Genomic DNA, 23,492 nt, shown 5'->3' with positions numbered 1-23,492 from the left:
GCCGACCTCCTGGAAGGCTCAGGCCCGGAACGGGAATCCGAAGAACTGCAGGGCGACGTGCTCACGGCCCTCGGTGTCGCCCGCCGCCTCGGCGGCTTTGCCGCGCGCCCACCACTTCTCGACGACCGCGTCGAGCTCCTGGCCGACCAGTCGCAGCTCCTCGGCGGTGAGCGAGGCCAGGTATTCGCTGGCGAACGCGGCGCCGCGCCACTCGGCGGACCAGGCGGGCTGCTCGTCGAGGTAGCGCTGGTACATCTCGTCCTGCATCCGAGAGGCCACGCGGGACAGGGCGGTGCGGGCGGCGACGATCTCCGGGCCCTCCTCCGGGGACGGGGCCCTGGCGCTGACGTGCTGGGAGGCGACCTGCCACCAGCGCTCCCTGCCGTCGCCGGTCTGCGGCACGGCCTCCTCGATGAGGCCGTGCGCGGCCAGTTTGCGCAGGTGGTAGCTGACCAGGGAGACGGCCTCGTCGACCTGGTCGGCCAGCTGGGAGGCGGTGGCCGTGTCCGCCACGAGCAGGGCCCGGTAGAGCTTCAGCCGCAGCGGGTGCGTGAACGCCTTGAGCTCGTCGAGATCGCTCAGGCGACGGGTCTCATGCGTGGCCATGGCTCCACCATAGAAGCGAAAGGAAAATTGCGCAAATAAAGTTGTGCATCTTCGATTGGTACGGGGGCTGACTATCGCGGGCCGAATAGGATCGACCGCATGAACGGCGCGCCTGAGGAGCAGGGATCCGACCAGTCACGGGACCCGATCGACGTGATTCTGGAGCAGTGGCGCCGTGAGCGGCCGGACCTGGATCTTTCGGCCATGGCGGTGTTCGGGCGGATAGCCATGGTGGCGCGGGTCGCGGAGGCGGCGGTCGAGGAGGTGTTCGCGCGTCATGGGCTGCGCCAAGGGGAGTTCGACGTGCTGTCCGCGCTGCGCAGGGGCGGCCCCCCGTACACCCTGATCCCGTCGGAGCTGTCGGCGACGCTGATGATGTCGCGGGCCGGCATGACCAACCGCCTCGACCGGCTGGAGGCGGCGGGGCTGGTCGAGCGGAGTCTCGACCCGGCCGACCGGCGCAGCTTCCGCGTCGCGCTCACCGAGGAGGGGCGGCGGGTCATCGACGCCGCGCTCACCGAGCACGCCGCCAACCTGGCCCGGCTGGCCGCCGGCCTGCCGCCGGACGACGCGACCGCCCTCTCCCGCATCCTGCGCGGCCTGCTGACGCCACCCGGATAGAGCCGCCCGCCTGGAGTTCCCTCGCGGCCATTGACATAAAAACCCTCTTTTCCTACTGTTTATGTAGGCATTCAAGGGAGGCGCGATGTCCCACTCCACTCACCCGAACCTCCGCGACCAGTGACGCGCAAGCAGATCCACCTCGCGGCCCACTTCCCCGGCGTGAACAACACCACGGTCTGGGCCGATCCCCGCTCCGGCAGCCAGATCGACTTCGCCTCGTTCGCCCACCTGGCCAGGACGGCCGAGCGGGGCAAGTTCGACTTCTTCTTCCTGGCCGAAGGGTTACGGCTGCGCGAGCTCAAAGGCCGGATCCACGACCTGGACGTGGTGGGCCGCCCCGAGGCGCTCACCGTGCTGAGCGCGCTGGCCGCCGTCACCGAGCGCCTCGGGCTCGCGGGCACCGTCAACGCCACCTTCAACGAGCCGTACGAACTGGCCAGGCGCCTGTCCACGCTGGACCACCTCAGCGACGGCCGGGCCGCCTGGAACGTGGTGACCACCTCCGACGCCTTCACCGGCGAGAACTTCCGGCGCGGCGGCTACCTCGACCGCGCCGACCGCTACACCCGCGCCGCCGAGTTCGTCCGCCTCTCGCGCGAGCTCTGGGACTCCTGGCAGCCCGGCGCGCACCTCGCCGACAAGAGCCGAGCCCAGTTCGTCCGCCCCGCCGCCATCGGCACCGTCCGCCACGAGGGGCCGCACTTCACCGTCGAAGGGCAGTTCACCCTGCCGCGCGGCCCTCAGGGGCATCCCGTCATCATCCAGGCCGGGGACTCCGACGAGGGCAGGGAGTTCGCCGCCGCCACGGCCGACGTGATCTTCAGCCGGCACGGCACGCTGGAGGACGGCCGGGCCTTCTACGCCGACGTCAAGGGGCGCCTGGCGCGCTACCACCGCGAGCCGGACCAGCTGAAGATCATGCCCGCGGCCACGTACGCGCTGGGTGACACCGAGGAGGAGGCCGCCGAGAACGCGGCCGCCATTCGCCGCCAGCAGGTCGGCCCGCAGACCGCGACCGCCTTCATCGAGCAGGTGTGGGGTCGTGACATGTCGGCCTACGACCCGGACGGGCCGCTGCCGGACGTCGAGCCCGACCCGTCGGAGGGCGTCTCGCAGGGGCGGGTGCCGTTCGGCGACCGGGCGGCGGTGGCCGCCAAATGGCGGGCGCTGGCCGAGGAGAAGAAGCTGACGATCCGCGAGCTGGTGATCGAGGTGACCGGGCGGCAGACGTTCGTCGGGACTCCGGCGGGCGTGGCCCGCCAGATCGACGAGCACGTCCAGGCGGACGCGGCGGACGGGTTCATCCTGGTGCCGCATCTGACGCCCGGCGGGCTCGACGAGTTCGTGGACCGCGTGGTGCCGCTGCTGCAGGAACGCGGCGCCTTCCGTACCGACTACACCGGCACCACGCTGCGCGAGCACCTGGAGCTGTCGTGACAGCGAGCACCGTGACCATGCCCACCAGAAGGATGGTGCCCTAGTGACCCTGCATCTCGCCGTCGCGCTGGACGGCGCCGGCTGGCATCCCGCCGCCTGGCGCGAGGCGTCCGCGCAACCTGAGGCGATCTTCTCGGCCCGCTACTGGGCGGCGCTGGTGGCCGAGGCCGAGCGGGGGCTGCTCGACTTCGTCACGATCGAGGACTCGCTCAGCCTCCAGTCCACTCTGCTTGACGGGCCCGACGCGCGGGCCGACCAGGTGCGCGGGCGCTTCGACGCGGTGCTGCTAACCGCCCGGCTGGCGCCGCTCACCAGCCGGATCGGGCTGGTGCCGACGGCCACCACCACGCACACCGAGCCGTTCCACGTGGCGATCGGCATCGCCACGCTCGACCACGTCAGCGGCGGGCGAGCCGGGTGGCGGCCGCAGATCTCGGCCAGGAGCACCGAGGCGGCGCATTTCGGCCGCCGCCCGTTCCCCCGGCTGGACGGGTCCTTCTCGATCGATGACGAGCACGTCCGGGCGCTGTTCGAGGAGGCCACCGACGCGGTCGAGGTCGTACGGCGGCTGTGGGACAGCTGGGAGGACGACGCGGAGATCCGCGACCTGCCGACCGGCCGCTTCATCGACCGGGACAAGCTTCACTACATCGACTTCGCCGGGCGGTTCTTCTCGGTGCGCGGGCCGTCGATCACGCCTCGGTCGCCGCAGGGCCAGCCGGTGGTCACGGCGCTCGCCCACGCCCGCCTGCCGTACGAGTTCGCCGCGGGCGGCGCCGACGTCGTGTACGTCACGCCGCACTCCGCCGACCAGGCGCGCGCCATCGTCGAGGAGGTCAGGGAGCTGTCGGCGGAGCTGCGGGTCTTCGCCGACCTGGTCGTGTTCCTGGGCGACGACGCGGCCGAGCGCAAGGCCCGCCTCGACGGGCTCGACGGGGCCGAGCTGCGCTCCGACGCCGCGATCTTCACCGGCACCCCGGAGGAGCTGGCGGAGCTGCTGCTCCAGTGGCGGCGGGCCGGGATCGAGGGGTTCCGGCTGCGTCCCGGCGCGCTGCCGTACGACCTGGAGGCGATCACCCGGGGGCTGACGGCGGAGCTGCGCGGGCGCGGGGCGTTCAGGCGCTCGTACGAGGCCACGACGCTGCGCGGGCTGCTCGGCCTGCCGCGCCCGGCCAGCCGCTACGCGGAGGTGTCATGAAATTTCTGGCCATCACGTTAATCGTCCATAACGACAGGCGGTCGCCCACCGAGCGGTTCCGCGAGGTCGTCGACAACGCGGTGCTGGCCGAGGAGCTGGGCTTCGACGGGTTCGGCGTGGGGGAGCGGCACGAGCGGCCGTTCATCTCCTCCTCGCCCCCGGTGGTGCTGAGCCACATCGCGGCCAAGACGTCCAGGATCCGGCTGTTCACCGCGGTCACCACACTGAGCCTGCTCGATCCCGTACGCGCCTACGAGGACTACGCCACGCTCGACCACCTCTCGGACGGTCGGCTGGAGCTGATCATCGGCAAGGGGAACGGGGCGGCGCAGGCACAGCTCTTCCACGTCACCCCCGAGGACCAGTGGGACCGCAACCGCGAGGGGTACGACCTGTTCCGCCGCCTCTGGCGGGAGGACAAGGTCACCTGGTCGGGCCGCTTCCGTCCCGCGCTGACCGAGGCCGAGACCTGGCCCCGGCCGCTCCAGCGGCCGATCAGGGTGTGGCACGGCAGCGCCACCAGCAAGGAGTCGGTGGACCTGGCCGCCTACTACGGCGACCCGCTGTTCTCCGCGAACGTCACCAACCCCATCGAGCCGTACGCCGACCTGATCGACTACTACCGGAAGCAGTGGGTCCGCTACGGGCACGACCCGGCCGACGCGCTGGTCGGGGCGGGGACGGCGGGCTACTACGCGGCCCGCACCTCGCAGGAGGCGATCGAGACCTACCGGCCGATCTTCGACGCCCGGCTGGCGCTGTTCGCCAAGCTCGGGATCGAGCCGGTGTTCGCCACGCTGGAGGACGCCATCGAACGGAGCTCGATCCTGGTCGGCAGCCCGCAGCAGATCATCGACAAGGTGCTGCGCTATCACCAGCGCTTCGGGCACGAGGTGATGCACCTGCACGCCGACGCCGACGGGCTCACGACCAAGCAGCACCGGGACGCGCTGGAGCTGTTCCAGGCGGAGATCGCGCCCGTACTGCGCCAGGAGATCCCCAGCAGGCCGTTCCCCGGAGGTACCGCGTGACGCTGTCCATCCTCGACCTCGCCCCCATCCCCTCCGGCGGCACCGCGCGTGACGCGCTGCTCAACACCATCGACCTGGCCCGGCGGGCCGAGTCGTCCGGCTACCGCCGCTACTGGCTGGCCGAGCACCATTTCGCCCCCGGCGTGGCCAGCTCGGCCCCGGCCGTGCTCATCGGCCTGGTGGCGGCGGCCACCGGCCGGATCAGGGTCGGATCCGGAGCCGTGCAGCTCGGGCACCAGACGCCGCTGTCGGTGGTGGAGCAGTTCGGGCTGATCGACGCGCTGTATCCGGGCCGGATCGACCTCGGCATCGGCCGCTCCGGCCAACGCCGCGCCGAACTCGCCGCCAAGGCCGCGCCGGCGAAGCCCCCACCTGACGGGGAGGCGGGGCGGGTCGTCGACGGGCTGCTCATTCCGCCGCCGTTCGACTGGTCCAGGCTCGCCGCGCACCCGCAGCTGGCCTTCCACGCCTCGCTGCTCCAGCAGCCCGGCGCGCAGACGCCCGACTTCGCCGAGCAGATCGACGACGTCATCGCGTTCCTGACCGGCGACCACCAGGCGCACGCCGTCCCCGGCGAGGGGGCGGAGGTGGAGCTGTGGATCCTCGGCAGCAGCGGCGGCCAGAGCGCCCAGGTGGCGGGCGAACGCGGGCTGCCGTTCGCGGCCAACTACCACGTCAGCCCGTCCAGCGTCCTGGAAGCCGTCGAGGGCTACCGGAAGGCGTTCAAGCCGTCGAAGGCCCTGGCCGAGCCCTACGTGATCGTGTCGGCCGACGTCGTCGTGGCCGACGACGACGCGACCGCGCGGGAGCTGGCCAAGCCGTACGGGCTGTGGGTACGCAGCATCAGGACCGGGGCGGGCGCCAGGACGTACCCGACACCCGAGGAAGCCGACGCGCACGTCTGGAGCGCCGAGGACCTGGCGCTGGTGAAGGACCGGATCGACACGCGGTTCGTCGGCACGCCCGAGGCCGTCGCCGAGCGGCTGCGCGTGCTGCGGCGGGTGACGGGCGCCGACGAGCTGCTGGTCACGACCATCACCCACGACCACGCCGACCGCGTACGCTCCTACGAGCTGCTGGCCGACGCCTGGGACGGCCGCTCATGAAGCGGACCCTGCTCGTCCTCATGCTCGTCCTCATGCCGGCCCTGGCCGCCTGCGGTTCCCAGCCGTCCGCCCAGCAGGCCCAGAGCACCACCCTGACCTGGGCGATCGAGACGCAGCCCATCACCCTGAACCCGCAGCAGTGGGCGCAGAACAAGGTCAGGCTGCTGGTGTTCAACCAGTTCGACGCGCTGCTGTCCCGCGGTCGCGACGGTTCGTTCCAGCCGTGGCTGGCCAAGTCGTGGAAGGTCTCGGCCGACGGGCTGAGCTACACCTTCGAGCTGCGCGACGACGTGACCTTCCACGACGGCACGAAATTCGACGCGGCGGCGGTCAAGGCCAACCTGGAGCAGTTCCTGGTGCCGGGCTACAACGCGGCCGTCGCGGCGATCCAGCTGGCCGCCTTCGACAAGGCCGAGGTGGTCTCGCCCACCACGGTGAAGGTCACGCTCAAGAAACCCGACGGGCTGTTCCTCGACTTCCTGGCCTCGCCGTACGGCGGGCAGGTCTCGCCCAAGTCGCTGAAGGCGGCCAAGAACCTCAAGTTCGGCGGCCCCGACCTGGTGGGCACCGGGCCGTTCATCCTCGACCGGTACGTCCAGGGCCAGGAGCTCCACTACCACCGCAACCCCGCCTACAAGTGGGCGCCGCCGAGCGCCGGGCACCAGGGGCCCGCCTACCTCTCCGAGATCACCTACCGCTTCCTGCCCGAGGCCGCGGTCCGCGTCGGCGCGCTCACCTCCGGCCAGGTCCAGGTCATCGAGGGTGTCCCCGCCACCGACGTGAGCCTGATCAAGAAGGAGCACGCCTTCCAGACCGCGCTCAACTCGGGCACCTCCTTCATCTACTACTTCAACGTCTCGCACGCGCCGTTCGACGACCAGCGCGTACGGCAGGCCTTCCGCGAGGCCGTGGACGTCGACGCCGTCCTCGCCTCCGTCTACCAGGGCACCGCCACCAGGGCGTGGAGCGTCGTCGGCAAGGCGAGCCCGTTCTACGACCCGTCGCTGGAGCACACCTTCGGCGGCGACACCGCCAAGGCCAACGCGCTGCTCGACGAGGCCGGCTGGCGGCAGCGCGACAGCGAGGGCTTCAGGGGCAAGGACGGCAAACGGCTCACCGTGCGCAGCGTCTCCGCGGCGCCGTACGTCAGGGACCGCCGCGACATCCTCGCCCAGGCCATCCAGGCCCAGGTCAAGCAGAGCGCGGGCATCGACTTCCAGGTGAAGATCGTCGACCAGGGCACGGCGCAGAAGGCCGTGGACGAGAACCAGTACGAGATCTTCGAGAACTCCCGCGGCGACTCCGACGTCGGCGCCGCGCTCAACCTCATCCTGCCGAGCAAGGGGGCCATCAACCGCACTCACTTCTCCGACCCCCAGGTGGACAAGTGGCTGGCCCAGGCCTCCACCACCACTGACCAGGCACTACGCAAGGACCTCTACACCCGGGTGCAGCGCGCCGTGGTGACCGAGAAGGCCGTCGCCTTCCCGATCTACGTGCCCGCCGACCAGCTGGCCGCCCAGAACGGCGTGCGCGGCCTCGGCTTCGACCCGGGCTCGGGGACGCCGCGCAACGCCTACGACGTCCAGGCCGACACATGATCAGCCGTCCAGGTCGGCACATGATCAAACGTCTGGGCACCGGGCTGGCCGTGCTCTGGGCCGCCGCCACCTCCTCCTACGTCGCGCTGCTCCTGGCCCCGGGCGACACCATCGACATCCTGATCGGCGACGGCGCCGACACCCCGGAGATCCGGGCCAGGATCGTCGCCGAATGGGGGCTCGACCGTCCCGAGGTGGTCCAATACCTGTCCTACCTGTGGCGGCTGCTGCACGGCGACCTGGGCCGGTCGTACCAGCTCCAGCGCGGCGTCGGCGAGATCCTCGCCACCCAGGTGGGCCCGACGCTCCAGCTCACGCTCGCCGCCGCGGCGACCGGCGTGACGCTCGCCGGGGTCATCGCGCTGGCCACCGCGGGCCGGGGCCGCTGGTCGCGCGGCGCGGCCTCGGCCGCCGAGCTGGTGTCGGTCTCGGTGCCGCCGTTCCTCATCGGGATCGTGCTGCTGTCGGTGTTCTCGTTCACCTTCGGCTGGTTCCCGGTCTCCGGCGCCTCGGGGCCGCAGGCGCTCGTCCTGCCCGCGCTGGCGCTCGGCCTGCCGATCGCCGGCGTGCTCGGGCAGGTGCTGCGCGGCGGGCTCGAACGCGCGCTGGAGCAGCCGTTCGCGGTCACGGCCAGGGCGCGCGGGCTGACCGAGCGGGCCCTGGTCGCCAGGCACGCGCTCAGGCACGCGCTGATCCCGGCTGTGACGCTGGCCGGGTGGTTCACCGGCACGCTGCTCGGCGGGACGGTGATCACCGAGGTGCTGTTCGGCCGGCCGGGGCTCGGCCAGGTCGCGATGCAGGCGGTCACCGGCCGGGACATGCCGGTCGTGATGGCCGTGGTGCTGGTGTCGGCGATCGCGTACGTGACCATCAGTACGCTGCTCGACCTGGCCTACCGCGCCATCGACCCCAGAATCGGGGGCTGAGCGTGCCGGCCAGGATCCTCCTACCCGTTGCCCTCCTGACCCTGCTGGCACTGGCCGTCGCCGTGCCCGGCCTGCTCACCGGCGTGGACCCGCTCGCGGCCGACCCGCTGCGCGCGCTGACCCCGCCCGGCGGCGCGCACTGGTTCGGCAGCGACCACCTCGGCAGGGACGTGCTGTCCAGAGTGGTGTACGGCGCCCGCCACTCGCTCAGCATCGGCGTCTCGGCCACCGCCGTCGCCGTGACCTCCGGCATCCTGCTCGGCCTGGCCGCCGGGCTGTCGCCGAAATGGCTGGACGAGGCGCTGGCCCGCTCGTTCGACGTGCTGTCGACCCTGCCCGAGCTGCTGCTGGCGCTGCTGGTCATCGCGATCACCGGGCCCGGCACCGGGAGCGTGATCTTCGCGATCGCCGTCGCGCAGATCCCCAATTACGCCCGGGTGATCCGGGCGCAGACCTTCGTGGTCCGCCACGCCGGCTACGTCGAGCAGGCCGTGACCTTCGGCCGCTCCCGCGCGGTCATCACCGCCCAGCACGTGCTGCCGAACGTGCTGGGCCCGATCCCGGTGCTGGCCACCATCGGGCTCGGCCAGGCCGTCATCGGCGCGTCGGGGCTCAGCTTCCTCGGCATGGGACCCCAGCCGCCGGCCGCCGAGTGGGGCGCCATGCTCGCCGAGGCCCGCAACTACCTGCGCGTCGCCTGGTGGGAGGCGCTGTTCCCAGGCATCGCGATCACTTTGACCGTCATCTGCCTGACCGTGCTGGGGCGGCGGCTGCAGCGCCGCTTCGAGGGAAGGACGCCATGACCACGTTCCAGGAAGAGCACGCGGAGACCGGCCGCGCGCCCGCCTCGGACATCCCGCTGGTGGCCGTGGCGGATCTGCGGGTGGGCTTCGGCGGGACCGAGGTGGTGCGCGGTGTCTCGCTGTCGGTCGCGGCGGGGGAGTGCGTGGCGATCGTCGGCGAGTCCGGCTCCGGCAAGAGCGTCACCGCCCGGTCGCTGCTCGGCCTGGCCGGGCCGGGCTCCCAGGTCGAGGCCCGGACGTTCGACCTGTCCGGCAGGGACGCCCGCGCCTTCCGCCCGGCCGACTGGCGGCGGCTGCGCGGCGGGTTCGCCGGGCTGGTGCTGCAGGACGCGCTGGTCTCGCTCGATCCGCTGCGTACCGTGGCCGCCGAGATCGGCGAGGTGCTGGCCGTACACGAGGTCGTTCCCCGCGCCCGCCGCCTGGAACGGGTGCTGGAGCTGCTCGACGCGGTCGGCGTCCCCGACCCGGCCGCCCGCGCCCGCCAGCACCCGCACCAGCTGTCCGGCGGCCTGCGGCAGCGGGTGCTGATCGCCTCGGCCATCGCCGCCGAGCCCAAGCTGATCATCGCGGACGAGCCCACCACCGCGCTCGACGTCACCGTGCAGGCCCAGATCCTGCGGCTGCTCGCCGAGCGCAAGGCCGCCGGGACGGCACTGCTGCTGATCAGCCACGACCTCGCCGTGGTCGCCTCGATCGCCGACCGCGTCCTGGTCATGAAGGACGGCCGGGTGGTCGAGGAGGGGCCCGTTCGGCGCGTGCTGTCGGCGCCCGCGCACGACTACACCCGCTCGCTGCTCGCCGCCGTGCCCTCCGCCGCCTCCAGGGGCACCCGCCTGTCGGGCGGCCCGCCGCTCCCGCGCCGCGCACCGAACCCGTCCGCACAGGTCCTCGCCGCCACCGCCCTGAGCAGGTCGTACGGACCGCGCCGCGTCGTCGACGACGTCTCCTTCACCCTGCACGAAGGCGAGACGCTCGGCATCGTCGGCGAGTCCGGCTCCGGCAAGACCACGCTCGCCAGGCTCGTCCTCGGCCTGCTCGAACCCGAGACGGGACGGGTGAGCCTGCACCAGCGGCAGTGGAGCGGGCTGCCGGAACGCCAGCGGCGCCCGATGCGGCAGCGCGTCCAGCTCATCTCCCAGAACCCGCTCGACTCCTTCGACCCCCGCCACACCGTCGGCCGCCTGGTCACCGAGCCGCTCGCCCTGCCCCGCCGCGAACGCCGGGCGCGGGCTCTGGACCTGCTGGAGCGCGTCGGCCTGCCCGCCGCGTACGCCGCCCGCCACCCCAGAGAGCTGTCCGGCGGCCAGCGCCAGCGGGTCGCCATCGCCAGAGCCCTCGCCCCCCGCCCCGACGTGCTGGTCTGCGACGAGCCCGTCTCGGCGCTCGACGTCTCCATCCAGGCCCAGGTGCTGGACCTGCTGGCCGAGATCCAGGCCGAGTACGGCACCGCCCTGCTGTTCATCTCCCACGACCTGGGCGTCGTCCACCACGTCAGCGACCGGGTGCTGGTCATGAAGGACGGCCGGGTGGTGGAGGAGGGCGCGGTCGAGCAGGTGTTCCAGCGGCCCCGGCACCCCTACACCCGCGCCCTGGTGGACGCCGTGCCCCGCCTCGGTTAGAGGTCGCCGCGCTGGAGATCCGGCGCGCGCACCCCGGCCTGCCGGTGCTGGTCCTGTCGCAGTACGTGGAGAAGGTGTACGCCAGGGGCCGACGGCGGTCATCGCCGGGTGCTGGCCGTACTGGCGTACCTGAACAGTTCGTGAGCTCAGTCCAGCTGGATCACCGACAGCCAGTTGCCCGCCGGGTCCTTGAACCAGGCGATCAGCGGGCCGCTCACGCGGTTGACGCCCTTGTCGTCGGTGCCCTCCAGCCGCTCGAAGACGACCCCGCGCGCCACCAGCTCGTCCACCGCCTTGTCGATGTCGCTGACCGGGAAGTTGAGTATGGTGAACGTCGCCGGCGTGTGATCCTTCTTCGGGTAGACGATCGTGTCGCGGTCGCCCGCGAGGTGCAGCGTGAGGATCCCGTGGTCCTCGGTGACGCGCAGGCCGAGCGTCTCGCCGTAGAACCGCTTGGCGGCCGGGATGTCGTCGGTGGAGAAGCCGCTGAAGGCTCTGGAGTTCTCGAACATGATGGTTTCCTTCCGTCATGGGGGACGTAGAACCCGGGCGGCCGAATTCGACACGTTTCGAGGGGGAAATTTTGGAAGGGCTGCTGCGAGAGCTGGCGCCGCAGGTCCTCGGCGCGGTGGTCCGGCGCTACGGCGACTTCGACCTGTGCGAGGACGCCGTGCAGGAGGCCCTGCTCGCGGCCGCCGTCCAGTGGCCCGAGGAGGGTGTGCCCGCCAATCCCAAGGGCTGGCTGATCACCGTCGCCGCCCGCAGGCGGATCGAGCTGTGGCGCAGCGAGTCCGCCCGGCGGCGCAGGGAGGAGTCCGCCGCCGCGCTGGCGCCGCCGGAGCCGGATCCGTCGCCCGCCGTGGACGACACGCTCACGCTGCTGCTGCTCTGCTGCCATCCCGCGCTCACCACGGTCTCCCAGGTGGCGCTGACACTGCGCGCCGTCGGCGGGCTGAGCACCGCCGAGATCGCCCGCGCGCTGCTGGTGCCCGAACCGACCGTGGCGCAGCGCATCAGCCGCGCCAAGCAGCGCATCAAGAGCAGCGGCGCCGAGTTCACGCTGCCCCCGGAGGCCGAGCAGGCCGAGCGGCTGGCCGCGGTGCTGCACGTGCTGTACCTGATCTTCAACGAGGGCTACACCGCCAGCTCCGGCGGCACGTTGCACCGCGTGGAGCTGTCCGGCGAGGCCCTCCGCCTGACCCGGCAGCTCCACGACCGCCTGCCCGGCGACGGCGAGGTGGCCGCGCTGCTCGCCCTGATGCTGCTCACCGACGCCCGCCGCCCGGCCCGCACCCGGCCCGACGGCGGCCTGGTGCCGCTGGCCGAGCAGGACCGTAGCAAATGGGACGCCGAGGCCATCGCCGAAGGGGTCCAGCTGATCACCGAGACGCTGGCCGCCGCGCCGCTCGGCCCCTACCAGGTGCAGGCGGCCATCGCGGCCGTGCACGACGAGGCGCCGCGGGCCGAGGACACCGACTGGCGGCAGATCCTCGCCCTGTACGACCTGCTCGACGGCATCGCGCCGGGGCCCATGGTCACGCTCAACCGGATCGTCGCCGTCGCCATGGTCCACGGGCCGCTCGCCGGGCTGGAGGGGCTGGCGAAGGCCGAGACCGATCCGGCGCTCGCCGGCCATCACCGGGTGCTGGCCGTACGCGCGCATCTGCTGGACCTCGCGGGCGATCGGGAGGCGGCGCGCACCCAGTACGAGCTGGCCGCCCGCCGCACGCTCAGCCTGCCCGAGCAGCGCTATCTGGAGTCACGCGCCGCCCAGCTCTGACCGGCCTCGCCTCAGCCGTCGAGGTGGCGCAGGATGGCCAGCACCCGTCTGCTGTAGGCGGGGGTCACGGGCAGGTCGAGCTTGTCGAAGATGGCGTTGACGTGCTTCTCCACCGTGCTCAGGGAGACGTGCAGGTTCGTGGCGATCGCGGCGTTGGTGAAGCCCTCGGCGAGTTGCCGCAGCACCTGCGACTCGCGTTCGCTGAGCGTACGCAGCGGGTCCACGCGGGTGGTGCGGGCGAGAAGCTGCCTGACCACTTCGGGGTCGATGACGGTCCCGCCCGCGCGGATCCGCTCCAGGGAGCCCAGGAAGTCCGCCACCTCCGACACCCGGTCCTTCAGCAGGTAGCCCATGCCCTCGGTGGCGTCGGAGAGCAGTTTGGCCGCGTACGTCTTCTCCACGTACTGCGACAGGACCAGCACCCCCACCGCGGGCCAGCGCGCGCGGATCTCCAGCGCCGCCCGCAGGCCCTCGTCGGAGTGGGTGGGCGGCATCCGCACGTCCACCACCGCGACCTCCGGCCGGTGCTCGGCCACCGCCTCGATCAGGGACTCCGCGTCGCCGATCGCGGCCACGACCTCGTGCCCGGCCTCCTCCAGCAGCCTGATCAGGCCCTCACGCAGCAGTACGGCGTCGTCGGCGAGGATCAGCCGCACGATGCCGCCTTCGGGAGGGTCGCGCAGACCCTGGTGCCGCCGCCGGGCGGGCTGTCGACCTCGAACCGGCCGTCGAGTGCCATCACCCGCCTGGCCAGCCCCGACAGCCCGCCGCCCGCCGGGTCGGCGCCGCCCCGGCCGTCATCGGAGATCACCACGCGTACCGACCGCTCGTCCTCGCTCAGCACGACCAGGATGTCCCGCGCCCGCGCGTGCTTGACCGCGTTGGTGATCGCCTCCCTGGCCACGAAGTACAGGGCGGTCTCCACCTCCGAGACGGGCCGCGCGGCCAGCCCGTAGTCGACGGTCACCGGCACGCACGATCGTTCGGCGACCCCGGCCAGCGCCGTGCGCAGGCCCAGCTCGTCGAGCGCGGTCGGGTAGATCCGCCAGGCCACGCTACGCAGCTCGTCGAGCAGCTGCCGGGACTCGGCGTAGGCCTGGTCCACCAGCTCGGCCGCCCCGGCGGGGCTGTGCCGGGCCCGCCCGAGCAGCATGGCCAGCGCCACACCGCGCTGCTGTACGCCGTCGTGCAGGTCCCGCTCGATCCGGCGCCGCTCGTCGTCGACCACCCGCACGATGCCGGACCGGCTGACGGTCAGCTCGGCGATGCGCCGCCGCATCAGCTCCTGCGGCCCGGGACCGAGGAAGCGTACGGCCAGCCGCCGCTCGGTCGCCACCAGCAGGCGGCACCAGAACGCGCCCAGGGCCAGCATCAGCACCCCGCAGGCCAGGCCGACCGCCCAGCTGTGCATCGACAGCTTGATGCCCGGCAGGTCCAGCGCCACCGGCGCGTAGTCGCCGGAGAACAGCACCCACATGCTGCCGCCCAGGAACAGCAGAGCCAGGAACAGCAACGCCAGCGCGAGATAGCCGCCGAACACGCCGACCAGGGCACGCAGCGCGAGATAGCCGTGACCGGACGCGGCCCCGTCGGTCTCCTGCCCGAACCAGGCGGCCAGCCGGGCCCGTTCGAGCGCCACCATCCCCGGTGCCCACCTGCTCCGGTACGGCCAGGCGAAGGTCCACAGGGCGAGGGCGGCGGCCCCGGTGACCAGCCCGGCCAGCACTCCGGTGAGCTGCCTGAAAACAATGCCTGCCACGGTCGCGAAGTCTAGGCGCTGCACCGCTCGCCCGTGGAGCGCCGGTCAGGTGTCGACGGGCAGGCGGCGGGCGGCCACGCCCGCCCAGCCGAGGCCCAGCGCGGTGATCAGGAGTACTCCCGCGGCCCCCGCGCCCGCCGCCACCAGCCCGGCCGCGCCCGGGATGAGGATCTGCCCGGTACGGTTGCCCGCGAGCCGGAGCGACATCGCCCGCCCCCGCAGGCCGGCGGGCGCGGACTCGGCGAGCCACGACATGGTCATCGGCTGTCCTATCCCGAGCCCGAACCCCAGGACGAGCAGCACGCAGGCCAGCAGCCACAGCGGCATCGGCAGCGGCGTCAGCGCCATGGCCAGGGCCGCTGAGACGGTGCCGGCCACAAGGAGACGCCGTCTGCCGAAGGCGTGCGAGAGGCGGCCGAGGAAGAAGCGTGACCCCATGGAGGCCACGCCGCGGACCGCCAGCAGGACGCCCACCACGCCTGAAGCGAGCCCTTGCTCGGTGCCCAGCGCCGGCAGGTAGACGAGCGTGATGTCGACCGCGGCCAGCACCACGCAGCTGGTCACCAGCGCGTGCGCGAGACCCGGCAGCCGCAGCAGCGAGCGCACCCCCGTGGCTTGTCCGCCGGCCCGCGCGGTGGCCCGCGGACTGCCGGTCAGGAGCGCTGACAGCACGACGAGCACGGCGGCGAGCCCGCAGGTCCACAGGTAGATCCGCCCGGTGTCCGGGATCGCGTGGGCGCCGCCGAACACGATGATCAGGATGGGGCCCAAGGCCTGCCCGAGCGAGGCGGCGAACGTGTAGTGCCCGAAGGCGGTGTCATGGCGGCCGCGCTCGGTCACGTTGGCCACCAGCGCCTGCTGGGCGATGACACAGCCGAGATGCCCCGTGCCGAGCAGGACGCCGCCGGCGATCAGCCCGGGGATCGTGTGGCCGAACGCGAGGAAGGCGGCGCAGGCGGTCGTGAGCAGGATCGCGCCCGCCACGGCCATGCGCCGCTCGCCGTACCGGTCGGCCGCCTGCCCGGCGGGGATGGCCAGGACGAGCGGCGCGATGGCGAAGCTGGCGCCCAGCACGCCCAGCCACGCCGCCGAAACGTGCAGCTCGATCGCCCCGTACGACATGGTCGGCCGCAGCACGAAGGTCACCACCTGCGTTCCCACGGAGTGGGCCAGCAGCAGGGCCATCTGATGACGCCGATGCCAGGTGATCACGCACTCCAGCCGGTCGCGCGCCTTCTCCACGGCCGGCGGGGCCACCCGTACGTCACCGCCTCAACCTATCGCAACAACCCCAGAAGGCGGGAAAAGGCGAAATATCGGCTAAAACGCCATCGGTGGGAATGGGCCTCCTGGTGGCCCTACCGGGCCGTGGTCTACCGCTACGTCAAGGGGCGGTTCATGAGGGAGGTCAGCTGGTGAATGTCGTGGCGGGCCCGCAGGGCCGCGATCGCCTCCTGATCGGGTGGCTGGGTGGCGGCTATCAGATCGGCGAGTTCGCGGAGGTAGTGCTCGTGGCCGGACGGGGAGACGAGGAAGAGCATGCGCGCAGGCTTGGGGCCGGGGTTGAAGAAGGCGTGCGGGCAGCCGGCGGGTACGAACATGACGCTCCCCGGACCGCCTCTGAACACCGGCGTGCCGGTGGCCGACTCCCACGTCCGCCAGTCGCCGTCGGCCTTCTCGCGTGGATGGAAGGCGAGCAGGTCGAGCTCCCCGTCGAGGATGTAGAAGACCTCCTCGGCCTCATGATGCAGATGCGCCCCGACGTCGAATCCCGGTGCGACGTCCGCCTCGAACATGGACCAGCTGGCCGACCGCTCCGCTCCCACCTTGACCGTCATGCCGGCGGTCTGGATCCGGTGTCCGGCGCCAGGCCCGAGCAGCAGTCCATCGGTCAGGTCCGGGTCGTTCATGGCTTCCACCGGGTTGCCTCCAGCCAGTTCTCCAGCGTCATCAGGCCCGGGTGGGCAGCGCGCAGCGCTGGGAAGTCGGGTTCGTCGTCGTCGCGGTCGCCGAGCCAGGCGAACATCCTGGCCACCTGCTCGTCGAAGGCCCGCACCTGCTCGATGGGCACCTGATGGAAGCGGCTGGGCAGGCCGCCGGCCCGGCCGAAGGCCTCGGCGATCGCCTGAGCGGACAGGCAGTCCCCGGCGATCTCGAGTTTCCGGTCGATGAACTCGCCGGGCTGGTCGAACGCGATCGCGGCGAAAGCCCCGATGTCCTGCGTCGCGATCAGCCGTACCCGCGTCTCCGGCCGTACGGCGAGGTTGACCGCCAGCTCGTCGCCGTCCACGACCGGGCGGGTGAGGGAGGTGAAGTTCTCCATGAACATGACAGGCCGCAGCACGGTGGCCGGTAACCCGAGCGAGTCGACGCGTTCCTCGATGCGGGCCTTGCTGTCGTAGTAAGGGATGCCGCTCACCAGGCCGGCGCCGCTGATCGAGCTGTAGACGAGATGCCCGACGCCGGACTTCTTGGCGATCTCCGCCACCGCCTTGCCGCGCCGTTCCTCGGCGATCACTCCTTCAGGGGTCACCTTGGGCCCGGTGAGCATGGTCAGCACCAGGAAGACGCCGTACGCGCCGTCCATCGCCGCCCGAAGCGACGCCGCGTCGTCCAGATCGCCGGTGACGAGAGTGGCTCCCGCGGCCTGCAGCGTTTCAGCGCCCGGCGAGCCGGGATTCCGTACCAGGGCGCGCACCTCCCAGCCACGATCGAGCAGCTGGCGCGCGGCCGCGCCACCCTGCTGGCCGGTGGCCCCGATCACCAGCACCGGTCCCTTCTGCTGTGCCATATGCCCTCCTTCGCCCGACGGTGACAATGATCAGGCTAACGACGAAGAGGCGGCCGATCCTGGTACAGATACTGCTAACCTGCCGGTCGGTTCACCGTCCACGGGAGCTGTGTGGAAAGCGGCCACGACAACGGACACGCGGCGCGGCGCGCCGAGCTGGGTGCCTTTCTGCGCGCCCGGCGAGCCCGGCTGCGGCCGGTAGACGTGGGGCTGCCGGAAGACGTCATACCGGGGCGACGCCGGACCGCCGGCCTCCGGCGCGAAGAGGTCGCCGAGCTGTCCGGCGTCGGTGTCACCTGGTACACCTGGCTGGAGCAGGGCCGGAACATCTCCACGTCGGTTCAGGTGATCGACGCGCTGGCCCGCGCGCTCCTGCTCGGCCCGGACCACCACCGGCACCTTCGGCACCTCGCCGGTCTCGCCGCCCCGGACCGGGAAACCCCCTCCGATGACGTACGTCCGCGACTGCGACGCTTGGTCGACGCCGTGGCTCCGAACATCGCCTCCATCTATGACGGCCATTTCGACTACCTGGCGTGGAACCGGGCGTACGCGCTAGTCCGCCACGATCCAGACAGGTTTCCCGCCGATCGGCGCAACCTGGTGTGGATGATGTTCACCGACGAGGAGAACCGGGCCCGCATGACCCGATGGGAGCCGGCGGCGCGGGCCGTCCTCAGCCAGTTCCGGGCCATGGTGGGGCAGCGTCCGGACGACCCGCGGTTCGCCGACATCGTGGCCGGGTTGACCGCGGCGAGTCCGGAGTTCCGGGAATGGTGGAACGAATACCCGATCCGCTCCTTCAGACCCGCGACGATCGAACTCGACCACCCCGAGGCCGGGCGGATCGAACTGGAGATGTTCCAGGTCCGCTTGGTCGAGCGCCCCGACCTGGTGATGGTCGTACAGGTGCCCGCGAATCACGCGGCGCTCCAGCGGATCACCTCCATGCTGGCGGGCGTCGAGGATCGGGATCAGCCCTTGTAGTTGAAGATCTGGCGCAGCGTGTGTTGCACGGTGACCAGGTCCTTCTGATCTTCCATGACCTGGTCGATCGACTTGTACGCTTCCGGGTGCTCGTCCACCAGCGCCCCGGCGCGGTCGGCGTTCCAGACGCGGCTGCCCATCGCCTCGGCGAGCGAGGCGGCGGTGAGCTTCTTACGCGCCTCGGTGCGGGACATGCGCCGTCCCGCACCATGGGAGCAGGAGTTGTAGGAAGCGGCGCTGCCCAGGCCGGTCACGATGTAGGAGCGGGTACCCATGGAGCCGGGGATGATTCCCTCGTCCCCGCTGGCCGCCTTGATCGCACCCTTCCGGGTGATCCACATGTCGCGGCCGTGGTGGCGTTCCATCTGGGTGAAGTTGTGATGGGCGTTGATCGTGCGCAGCGCGGCACCGTGGCCGACGACCTGGAACAGGGAGGCGACCAGCACCTCGGCCATGCGGGCGCGTGAGGCCATGGCGTAGCGCTGGGCCCACAGCATGTCCTCGATGTAGGCGGTGAACTGCGGCGTGCCCTGCACGAGGTAGGCCAGATCCGGGTCGGCCAGCTCGATGAACCACTGCTTCATCAGCTTCTTCGCCTGCGTGATGTGCATGGTGGCGAGCTGGTTGCCGATGCCGCGCGAGCCGGAGTGCAGCACCGTCCACACGTGGTCGCGCTCGTCCAGGCAGACCTCGACGAAGTGGTTGCCGGAGCCGAGCGTCCCGAACTGCGCGATGACCGTATGCTCCTGCTTGCCCGTCAGCGAGGTGCCGGGCGTGCCGATCGCGTTGAGTGAGGCGTCCGTGGACGGGTCGTCATGGCCCTGGCCGACGCCGGCCGGGATGCGCTGCTCGATGAGCGGCATGAGCGCGGCCAGGGTGTCGGGCAGATCCGCGGCGGTCAGGTCGGTCTCGGTGGCGACCATGCCGCAGCCGATGTCCACGCCCACGGCCGAGGGGATGATGGCGCCCTGGGTCGGGATGACGGAGCCGACGGTGGCGCCCATCCCGACGTGGGCGTCCGGCATCAGCGCGACGTGGCTGGGCACGAAGGGCAGGCGGGCGGCGCGGGCGGCTTGTTCGATGGCGTCCGGCTCGATGTCGCTCGCCCAAGAGATGAGTCCGGGTGCTACCCGCTGCGGCATGAGGGGCTGCCTTTCTGGTTGATGATCTCCTAGCAGCGTATTCGACGGGAGTGTGGTGATCGCTACTGGTTTGTTGGGCGGTGAGCGACCCGGAGAGGACGGAGCTCCGCCAACCGCGCTCGGGGCGGTCGGCTGTGGCACCTTGGGCGGTGGTGGGCGAAGGTTCCCGCCATCGGAGGAGTGATCACTATGCGGCATCTCGGCATCCTCGCCCACAGCACCGAAGGGGCGGCCCTGTGCTTCCTGGCCTACTGCCAGGAGGGGTTCCGCCGGGTGGGCCGGCATGAGCACCCCGACGTGACCCTCGATTACATCGCCTTCGGCTACAGCATGCCCGCGTGGGACGCGGGCGACTACGACTCGATCAGGGACACGCTCGCCGTCAGCGTGGGGCGGCTGGCTCGGGCCGGGGCCGACTTCTTCGCCTGCCCGGACAACACCGCCCACCTGGCGCTCGAACGGCCCGGCGCCGATCTCGCCCTGCCCGGCCTGCACATCGCCGAGGTGGTCGCCGACCAGGCCGTTCGCGACGGGCGGACGAAGGTCGGTGTCCTGGGTACGGCGTACACGATGGACAGCCGGCTCTATCCGGAGGCGCTCGCCGCGCGTGGGATCGCGGCGGAGGTGCCGGATCCGGACGACCGGCGGATCATCAACGAGATCATCTTCGCCGAGCTCGTGAGCGGGGTGTTCACCGAGGAGTCGCGGCGGGAGTACGTCCGTGTCATCTCGCGGCTCGCGGAGCGGGGGTGTGACGCCGTCGCGCTCGTCTGCACCGAGATCCCGCTCCTGGTGACGCCCGGGGTGTCGCCGCTGCCGACGCTCGACTCCACCCGCCTCATGGCCGTCGCCGCGTACGAGGTCGCCGCCGGTCACCGGCCGCTGCCCACCTGGCGTGGCGGAGGCTTGGCCGCCCGATCGGCGGCGCGGTCGTCGCGCTGATCCAACGGGTCACGGCCACTTCGTGCGGACGTCCCAGCGGACGATCTTCTTGAGCCGGGCGGTGGGCGGCAGCCCCGTGGCACCGGTCAGGTCGGCGAGGTTGAAGGTGGCGCGAGCGAGCTTGGCGTTCGTCAGGTAGGCGGAGGAGAGGTCGGAGAAGGGCATGACACTGTCAGACAGGTCAGCTTCGATCAGATTGGCTTCGGCGAGGATCGTGCCGTACATCTTGGCTCGGGGCAGGTAGGCAGCGCTCAGGTCGGCGGCGCCGAGCCGGGCGTGTGACAGATCGATCCAGTCCTGCTTCGGGTGGGCCGGACGGACCCGGCCCAGCACGGTGAGCATGGCCCGAACGATCGTGCGCTCAGGTCCGCCCGTTGGCGAGAGTAGGCCCCTACTCAAGTTGAGCGGTGACGACGCTCGCGGGCGAATGTTGTGGCATCCCTCCATGCGTGTCCCGGGACGTTGTGGTGTGAGATCGGATCCGCACCTACGAGAAGTTCCACGCGACTACGAGAAGCACCTACGAGAAGTGGAGGCGGCGACATGCCGAGGCTCACCGGGGGAAAGGGTTTCCCCACCGGCGACATCGCCCGGATCAGCGTCTTCGCGGCGCTGATCGCCGCGCTCGGCCTGCCGGGCACCCTGAACCTGTTCGGCAACGCGGTCCCGATCACGCTGCAGACGTTCGGCGTCATGCTGGCGGGCACGATCCTGGGATCGTGGCGGGCCGCCCTGGCAGTCGCCGTCCTGCTCGTGCTGGTGGCCGTCGGCCTGCCGTTGCTGGCGGGCGGGCGTGGCGGGCTGGGCGTGTTCGCGGGGCCGTCGGCCGGTTACCTGATCGGCTGGCTGCCCGGCGCGGCCGTGACCGGCTGGATCGTCGAACGCGGCGGCCATCGGCCGGGCATCGTACGGCTGGTGGTGGCCTGTGTGGTCGGCGGCATCGGGGTGATCTACCTGATCGGTCTGCCCGTGCAGGCGGCTGTCACCGGCGTCCCGCTGGGCCGGACGGCGCTGCTCAGCGCCACGTTGTTCCTGCCCGGCGACCTGATCAAGGCGGCGCTGGCGGCGATTGTGACGAAAGGTACTCAACGGGCATACCCTGACGCGGTCCCGGCCGTGCATCGCGAACGGCTCCGCGCCAGCAAGGAGGGCTGAACCGGTCATGCCGGTCGCCGCACAGGTACTGCGCCACGCTTCCGACCACCCGCACCGCCTCGCGGTGTGCGGCCCGGCGGGCGAACTGAGCTACGCCGAGCTCGCACGGCGCATCCGCGACACCGCGGCGCACCTGACCGCGCCGGGCGGGACCGCGTCGGGCCTGGCCGGGCCGGGGCTGGCTCGCGGGGCGCTGGTCGCGATCAGCGTGGCCGACCCGGTGGACCAGCTCATCGCCGCACTGGCGACGGACCTGGCGGGGGGTACGCCGCTGCTGTGCGACCCCACCTGGGACGAACGCGTACGGGCCGCGATCCCCGCGGACCGCCACCTCGACAGCCTCCCGCCCGCCGGGGCGAACGACGTTCTGTCACCCGCCGAGGCAGGCAGATGGCCATCCGCCGAGGCGGGCGGGCGGTCATCTGCCGAGGTGGGTGCGGGGCCATCCGTTGAGACGGGCATGCTGGTTCCTCACGCGGCGAAGTGGCCGCAGCCGGAGGACGGCGATCGGGCCTGGGCGTGTTTCAGCTCCGGGAGCACCGGCCGTCCCCGGGCCGTGGTCCGCACGCGCGCGTCCTGGACCGCGTCGTTCCCGTGGGTGAGCGAGCTGGCCGGGATCGGGCCCGGCGATGTCGTCCTGGTGCCCGGACCCCTGGGCTCGTCCCTGTACGGCTTCGCGGCCGTGCACGCGCTGGCCGTCGGCGCCACGGCTCTGGTGCCGGGCCGCTGGTCGCCCGGCGCCCTGGGCGAGCAGCTCGGCCGGGCGACCGTGGCCCATCTGGTGCCGCACTGCCTGCCGGCCGTACTGGAAGCGTTGGAAGAGGGTGCCCCGCTGCGGACCGTCGTGATCGGCGGGGCGGCGCTGCCGACGGGGCTGCGGGAGCGGGCGGCGGACGCCGGCGTACGGGTGGTGTCCTACTACGGCGCGACCGAGCTGTCCTTCGTGGCCGCCGACGTCGACGGCGCGGGGCTGCGCCCTTTTCCGGGTGTCGAAGTCCAGGTCAGAACGCTGCCGGGCCAGACGCTCGGCGAGGTGTGGGCGCGGTCGCCCTGGCTGGCCGAAGGCTATCTGGCCGGCGCGGCGGGCCCGCTGCGGGTGGACGGCGACGGCTGGATGAGCGTGGGGGACGTGGCGGAGCCGTACCTGCCGGGTGAGGTCCTGCGGCTGCGCGGCCGGGGCGACGGCGCGATCCAGACCGGTGGCGCCACGGTCGTGCCGGAGGACGTCGAAGAGGTGCTCAGGAGCGTGCGCGGGGTGGGCGACGTCGTGGTGGTCGGCTCGCCGCACCCGGACCTGGGCGCGGTGGTCACGGCGATCGTCGAGGTGGGCGCCGGGATCCCGCCTTCGCGGGCCGCGCTCGAGGCCGTGGCCCGCGGCGGGCTGGCCGCGGCGCAGCGGCCCCGCCGCTGGTACGCGGTGGACAGCCTGCCCCGCACCTCGGCGGGCAAGCCGGCCCGCGGCCTCCTGTCCGCCCGCCTGGCCGGCGGCGATCCTGACCTGTGGCGGCTCACCTGATGCGGCCGGACATCGCGCCGGTCATCGTGGCCGCGCGCCGTACGGCGATCGGGACCGCCGGGCACGCCTTCAAGGAGGTGAGCGCCGACAGGCTGGCCTCGCCCGTCATCGAGGTGCTGGCCCGTGACGTCGCCGGTCTCGGCGTGCCGATCGAGGACGTGGTGCTCGGCAACTGCATGGGTCCGGGCGGGAACCTGGCTCGCGTGTCGGCGCTGGGCGCGGGACTGGGCGAGGCAGTTCCCGGCGCCACGGTGGATCGGCAGTGCGGCAGCGGGCTGGCCGCGATCTTGATGGCGGGTCAGGCCGTGGCCAGCGAGGAGATGGAGCTGGTCATCGCCGGTGGGGTCGAGAGCGCCTCCACCGCGCCGTTGCGGGCGCACCGGGGGAACCCCGCCGTACCGTACGAGCGGGCGCCCTTCACCCCGGCCGGCCACCCGGACCCGGACATGGGCGCCGCGGCCGAGGCGCT

24 protein-coding genes are annotated in these 23,492 nt (G+C 72.0%); 15 read left to right on the top strand and 9 right to left on the bottom strand.

From position 1 onward, the window contains the following. Positions 1–18: 18 nt before the first annotated feature. Positions 19–606: a helix-turn-helix domain-containing protein gene (locus AB0B61_RS38355; protein ID WP_358442894.1), complete on the bottom strand. Its 588-nt coding sequence runs from the start codon at positions 604–606 to the stop codon at positions 19–21. 99 nt (positions 607–705) lie between these two features. Here AB0B61_RS38355 and AB0B61_RS38350 point away from each other — a divergent pair, with 99 nt between their 5' ends. The 9 genes from AB0B61_RS38350 (at position 706) to AB0B61_RS38310 (ending at position 10,951) form a co-directional block, all read left to right on the top strand. Beyond that, on the top strand, positions 706–1,227 hold the full coding sequence (locus AB0B61_RS38350) for a MarR family transcriptional regulator (protein WP_358442891.1): 522 nt from the start codon (positions 706–708) through the stop codon (positions 1,225–1,227). Between the two features lie 120 nt (positions 1,228–1,347). Beyond that, on the top strand, positions 1,348–2,667 hold the full coding sequence (locus AB0B61_RS38345; RefSeq protein ID WP_358442889.1) for an NtaA/DmoA family FMN-dependent monooxygenase: 1,320 nt from the start codon (positions 1,348–1,350) through the stop codon (positions 2,665–2,667). A 43-nt stretch (positions 2,668–2,710) separates the two neighbouring features. Beyond that, positions 2,711–3,865 carry an LLM class flavin-dependent oxidoreductase gene (locus tag AB0B61_RS38340; RefSeq protein ID WP_358442886.1) on the top strand — a complete coding sequence of 385 codons (1,155 nt, stop codon included), beginning with the start codon at positions 2,711–2,713 and terminating at the stop codon, positions 3,863–3,865. Further along, positions 3,862–4,896 (top strand): LLM class flavin-dependent oxidoreductase, encoded by a 1,035-nt coding sequence (locus AB0B61_RS38335; protein WP_358442884.1) that lies wholly within the window; start codon positions 3,862–3,864, stop codon positions 4,894–4,896. The genes AB0B61_RS38340 and AB0B61_RS38335 overlap by 4 nt, the downstream gene beginning before the upstream one ends. Beyond that, positions 4,893–6,002, top strand: a complete 1,110-nt coding sequence (locus AB0B61_RS38330) for an MsnO8 family LLM class oxidoreductase (RefSeq protein ID WP_358442882.1) — start codon at positions 4,893–4,895, stop codon at positions 6,000–6,002. The genes AB0B61_RS38335 and AB0B61_RS38330 overlap by 4 nt, the downstream gene beginning before the upstream one ends. After that, on the top strand, positions 5,999–7,603 hold the full coding sequence (locus AB0B61_RS38325) for an ABC transporter substrate-binding protein (RefSeq protein WP_358442880.1): 1,605 nt from the start codon (positions 5,999–6,001) through the stop codon (positions 7,601–7,603). Before AB0B61_RS38330 ends, AB0B61_RS38325 begins: the two co-directional genes overlap by 4 nt. A 20-nt stretch (positions 7,604–7,623) precedes the next feature. After that, a complete protein-coding gene (locus tag AB0B61_RS38320) occupies positions 7,624–8,529 on the top strand; it encodes an ABC transporter permease (RefSeq protein WP_358442878.1) in 906 nt (301 codons plus the stop codon). Positions 8,530–8,531: 2 nt separating this feature from the next. Further along, positions 8,532–9,332: an ABC transporter permease gene (locus tag AB0B61_RS38315; RefSeq protein ID WP_358442876.1), complete on the top strand. Its 801-nt coding sequence runs from the start codon at positions 8,532–8,534 to the stop codon at positions 9,330–9,332. Continuing rightward, positions 9,329–10,951, top strand: coding sequence for an ABC transporter ATP-binding protein (locus tag AB0B61_RS38310; RefSeq protein WP_358442873.1), 1,623 nt, complete (start codon positions 9,329–9,331; stop codon positions 10,949–10,951). The genes AB0B61_RS38315 and AB0B61_RS38310 overlap by 4 nt, the downstream gene beginning before the upstream one ends. A gap of 146 nt (positions 10,952–11,097) precedes the next feature. Here the strand turns inward: AB0B61_RS38310 and AB0B61_RS38305 are convergent, their stop codons facing one another. Beyond that, positions 11,098–11,463: a VOC family protein gene (locus AB0B61_RS38305; protein WP_358442870.1), complete on the bottom strand. Its 366-nt coding sequence runs from the start codon at positions 11,461–11,463 to the stop codon at positions 11,098–11,100. A gap of 17 nt (positions 11,464–11,480) precedes the next feature. Here AB0B61_RS38305 and AB0B61_RS38300 point away from each other — a divergent pair, with 17 nt between their 5' ends. Then, positions 11,481–12,731, top strand: coding sequence for a DUF6596 domain-containing protein (locus AB0B61_RS38300; RefSeq protein WP_358442868.1), 1,251 nt, complete (start codon positions 11,481–11,483; stop codon positions 12,729–12,731). An 11-nt stretch (positions 12,732–12,742) separates the two neighbouring features. Here AB0B61_RS38300 and AB0B61_RS38295 read toward each other — a convergent pair whose 3' ends face one another. The 5 genes from AB0B61_RS38295 to AB0B61_RS38275 all read right to left on the bottom strand — a co-directional run bounded on the left by AB0B61_RS38295 (position 12,743) and on the right by AB0B61_RS38275 (position 17,281). Next, positions 12,743–13,387, bottom strand: coding sequence for a response regulator transcription factor (locus AB0B61_RS38295; RefSeq protein ID WP_358442865.1), 645 nt, complete (start codon positions 13,385–13,387; stop codon positions 12,743–12,745). Then, complete coding sequence (locus AB0B61_RS38290) at positions 13,378–14,490, bottom strand: sensor histidine kinase (protein ID WP_358442862.1); 1,113 nt, start codon at positions 14,488–14,490, stop codon at positions 13,378–13,380. Before AB0B61_RS38290 ends, AB0B61_RS38295 begins: the two co-directional genes overlap by 10 nt. A 45-nt stretch (positions 14,491–14,535) precedes the next feature. Further along, a complete protein-coding gene (locus AB0B61_RS38285) occupies positions 14,536–15,747 on the bottom strand; it encodes an MFS transporter (RefSeq protein ID WP_358442860.1) in 1,212 nt (403 codons plus the stop codon). A gap of 122 nt (positions 15,748–15,869) precedes the next feature. Then, entirely contained in the window at positions 15,870–16,400 is a 531-nt protein-coding gene (locus tag AB0B61_RS38280) for a cupin domain-containing protein (RefSeq protein WP_358442857.1), read from the bottom strand. After that, positions 16,397–17,281, bottom strand: coding sequence for an NmrA/HSCARG family protein (locus AB0B61_RS38275; RefSeq protein WP_358442854.1), 885 nt, complete (start codon positions 17,279–17,281; stop codon positions 16,397–16,399). Before AB0B61_RS38275 ends, AB0B61_RS38280 begins: the two co-directional genes overlap by 4 nt. 111 nt (positions 17,282–17,392) lie before the next feature. Between AB0B61_RS38275 and AB0B61_RS38270 the strand changes: the two genes are divergently transcribed. Beyond that, positions 17,393–18,268, top strand: coding sequence for a helix-turn-helix transcriptional regulator (locus tag AB0B61_RS38270; protein ID WP_358442852.1), 876 nt, complete (start codon positions 17,393–17,395; stop codon positions 18,266–18,268). Here AB0B61_RS38270 and AB0B61_RS38265 read toward each other — a convergent pair. Further along, positions 18,256–19,410 (bottom strand): RtcB family protein, encoded by a 1,155-nt coding sequence (locus tag AB0B61_RS38265; protein WP_358442849.1) that lies wholly within the window; start codon positions 19,408–19,410, stop codon positions 18,256–18,258. The two genes, AB0B61_RS38270 and AB0B61_RS38265, sit on opposite strands and share 13 nt — an antisense overlap. A 189-nt stretch (positions 19,411–19,599) precedes the next feature. On the opposite strand from AB0B61_RS38265, the gene AB0B61_RS38260 reads away from it, so the two are divergent. Beyond that, a complete protein-coding gene (locus AB0B61_RS38260; RefSeq protein ID WP_358442846.1) occupies positions 19,600–20,352 on the top strand; it encodes an amino acid racemase in 753 nt (250 codons plus the stop codon). Positions 20,353–20,361: 9 nt separating this feature from the next. Here AB0B61_RS38260 and AB0B61_RS38255 read toward each other — a convergent pair whose 3' ends face one another. Beyond that, positions 20,362–20,694, bottom strand: coding sequence for a pentapeptide repeat-containing protein (locus AB0B61_RS38255; protein ID WP_358442844.1), 333 nt, complete (start codon positions 20,692–20,694; stop codon positions 20,362–20,364). A 201-nt stretch (positions 20,695–20,895) separates the two neighbouring features. Here AB0B61_RS38255 and AB0B61_RS38250 point away from each other — a divergent pair, with 201 nt between their 5' ends. From AB0B61_RS38250 to AB0B61_RS38240, 3 genes are all read left to right on the top strand, one after another. Beyond that, entirely contained in the window at positions 20,896–21,507 is a 612-nt protein-coding gene (locus tag AB0B61_RS38250; protein ID WP_358442841.1) for a biotin transporter BioY, read from the top strand. A gap of 7 nt (positions 21,508–21,514) precedes the next feature. Then, positions 21,515–23,023 carry an AMP-binding protein gene (locus AB0B61_RS38245; protein ID WP_358442838.1) on the top strand — a complete coding sequence of 503 codons (1,509 nt, stop codon included), beginning with the start codon at positions 21,515–21,517 and terminating at the stop codon, positions 23,021–23,023. Then, on the top strand, positions 23,008–23,492 hold a 485-nt coding region (locus AB0B61_RS38240), incomplete at its 3' end, for a beta-ketoacyl synthase N-terminal-like domain-containing protein (protein ID WP_358442835.1). The genes AB0B61_RS38245 and AB0B61_RS38240, both read left to right, overlap by 16 nt.

The organism is Nonomuraea sp. NPDC049158 (genome assembly GCF_040648335.1).
GTDB lineage: Bacteria > Actinomycetota > Actinomycetes > Streptosporangiales > Streptosporangiaceae > Nonomuraea.
Note: the sequence above shows the minus strand (reverse complement) of the source record. Positions and strands in the feature narration are given on the sequence as shown.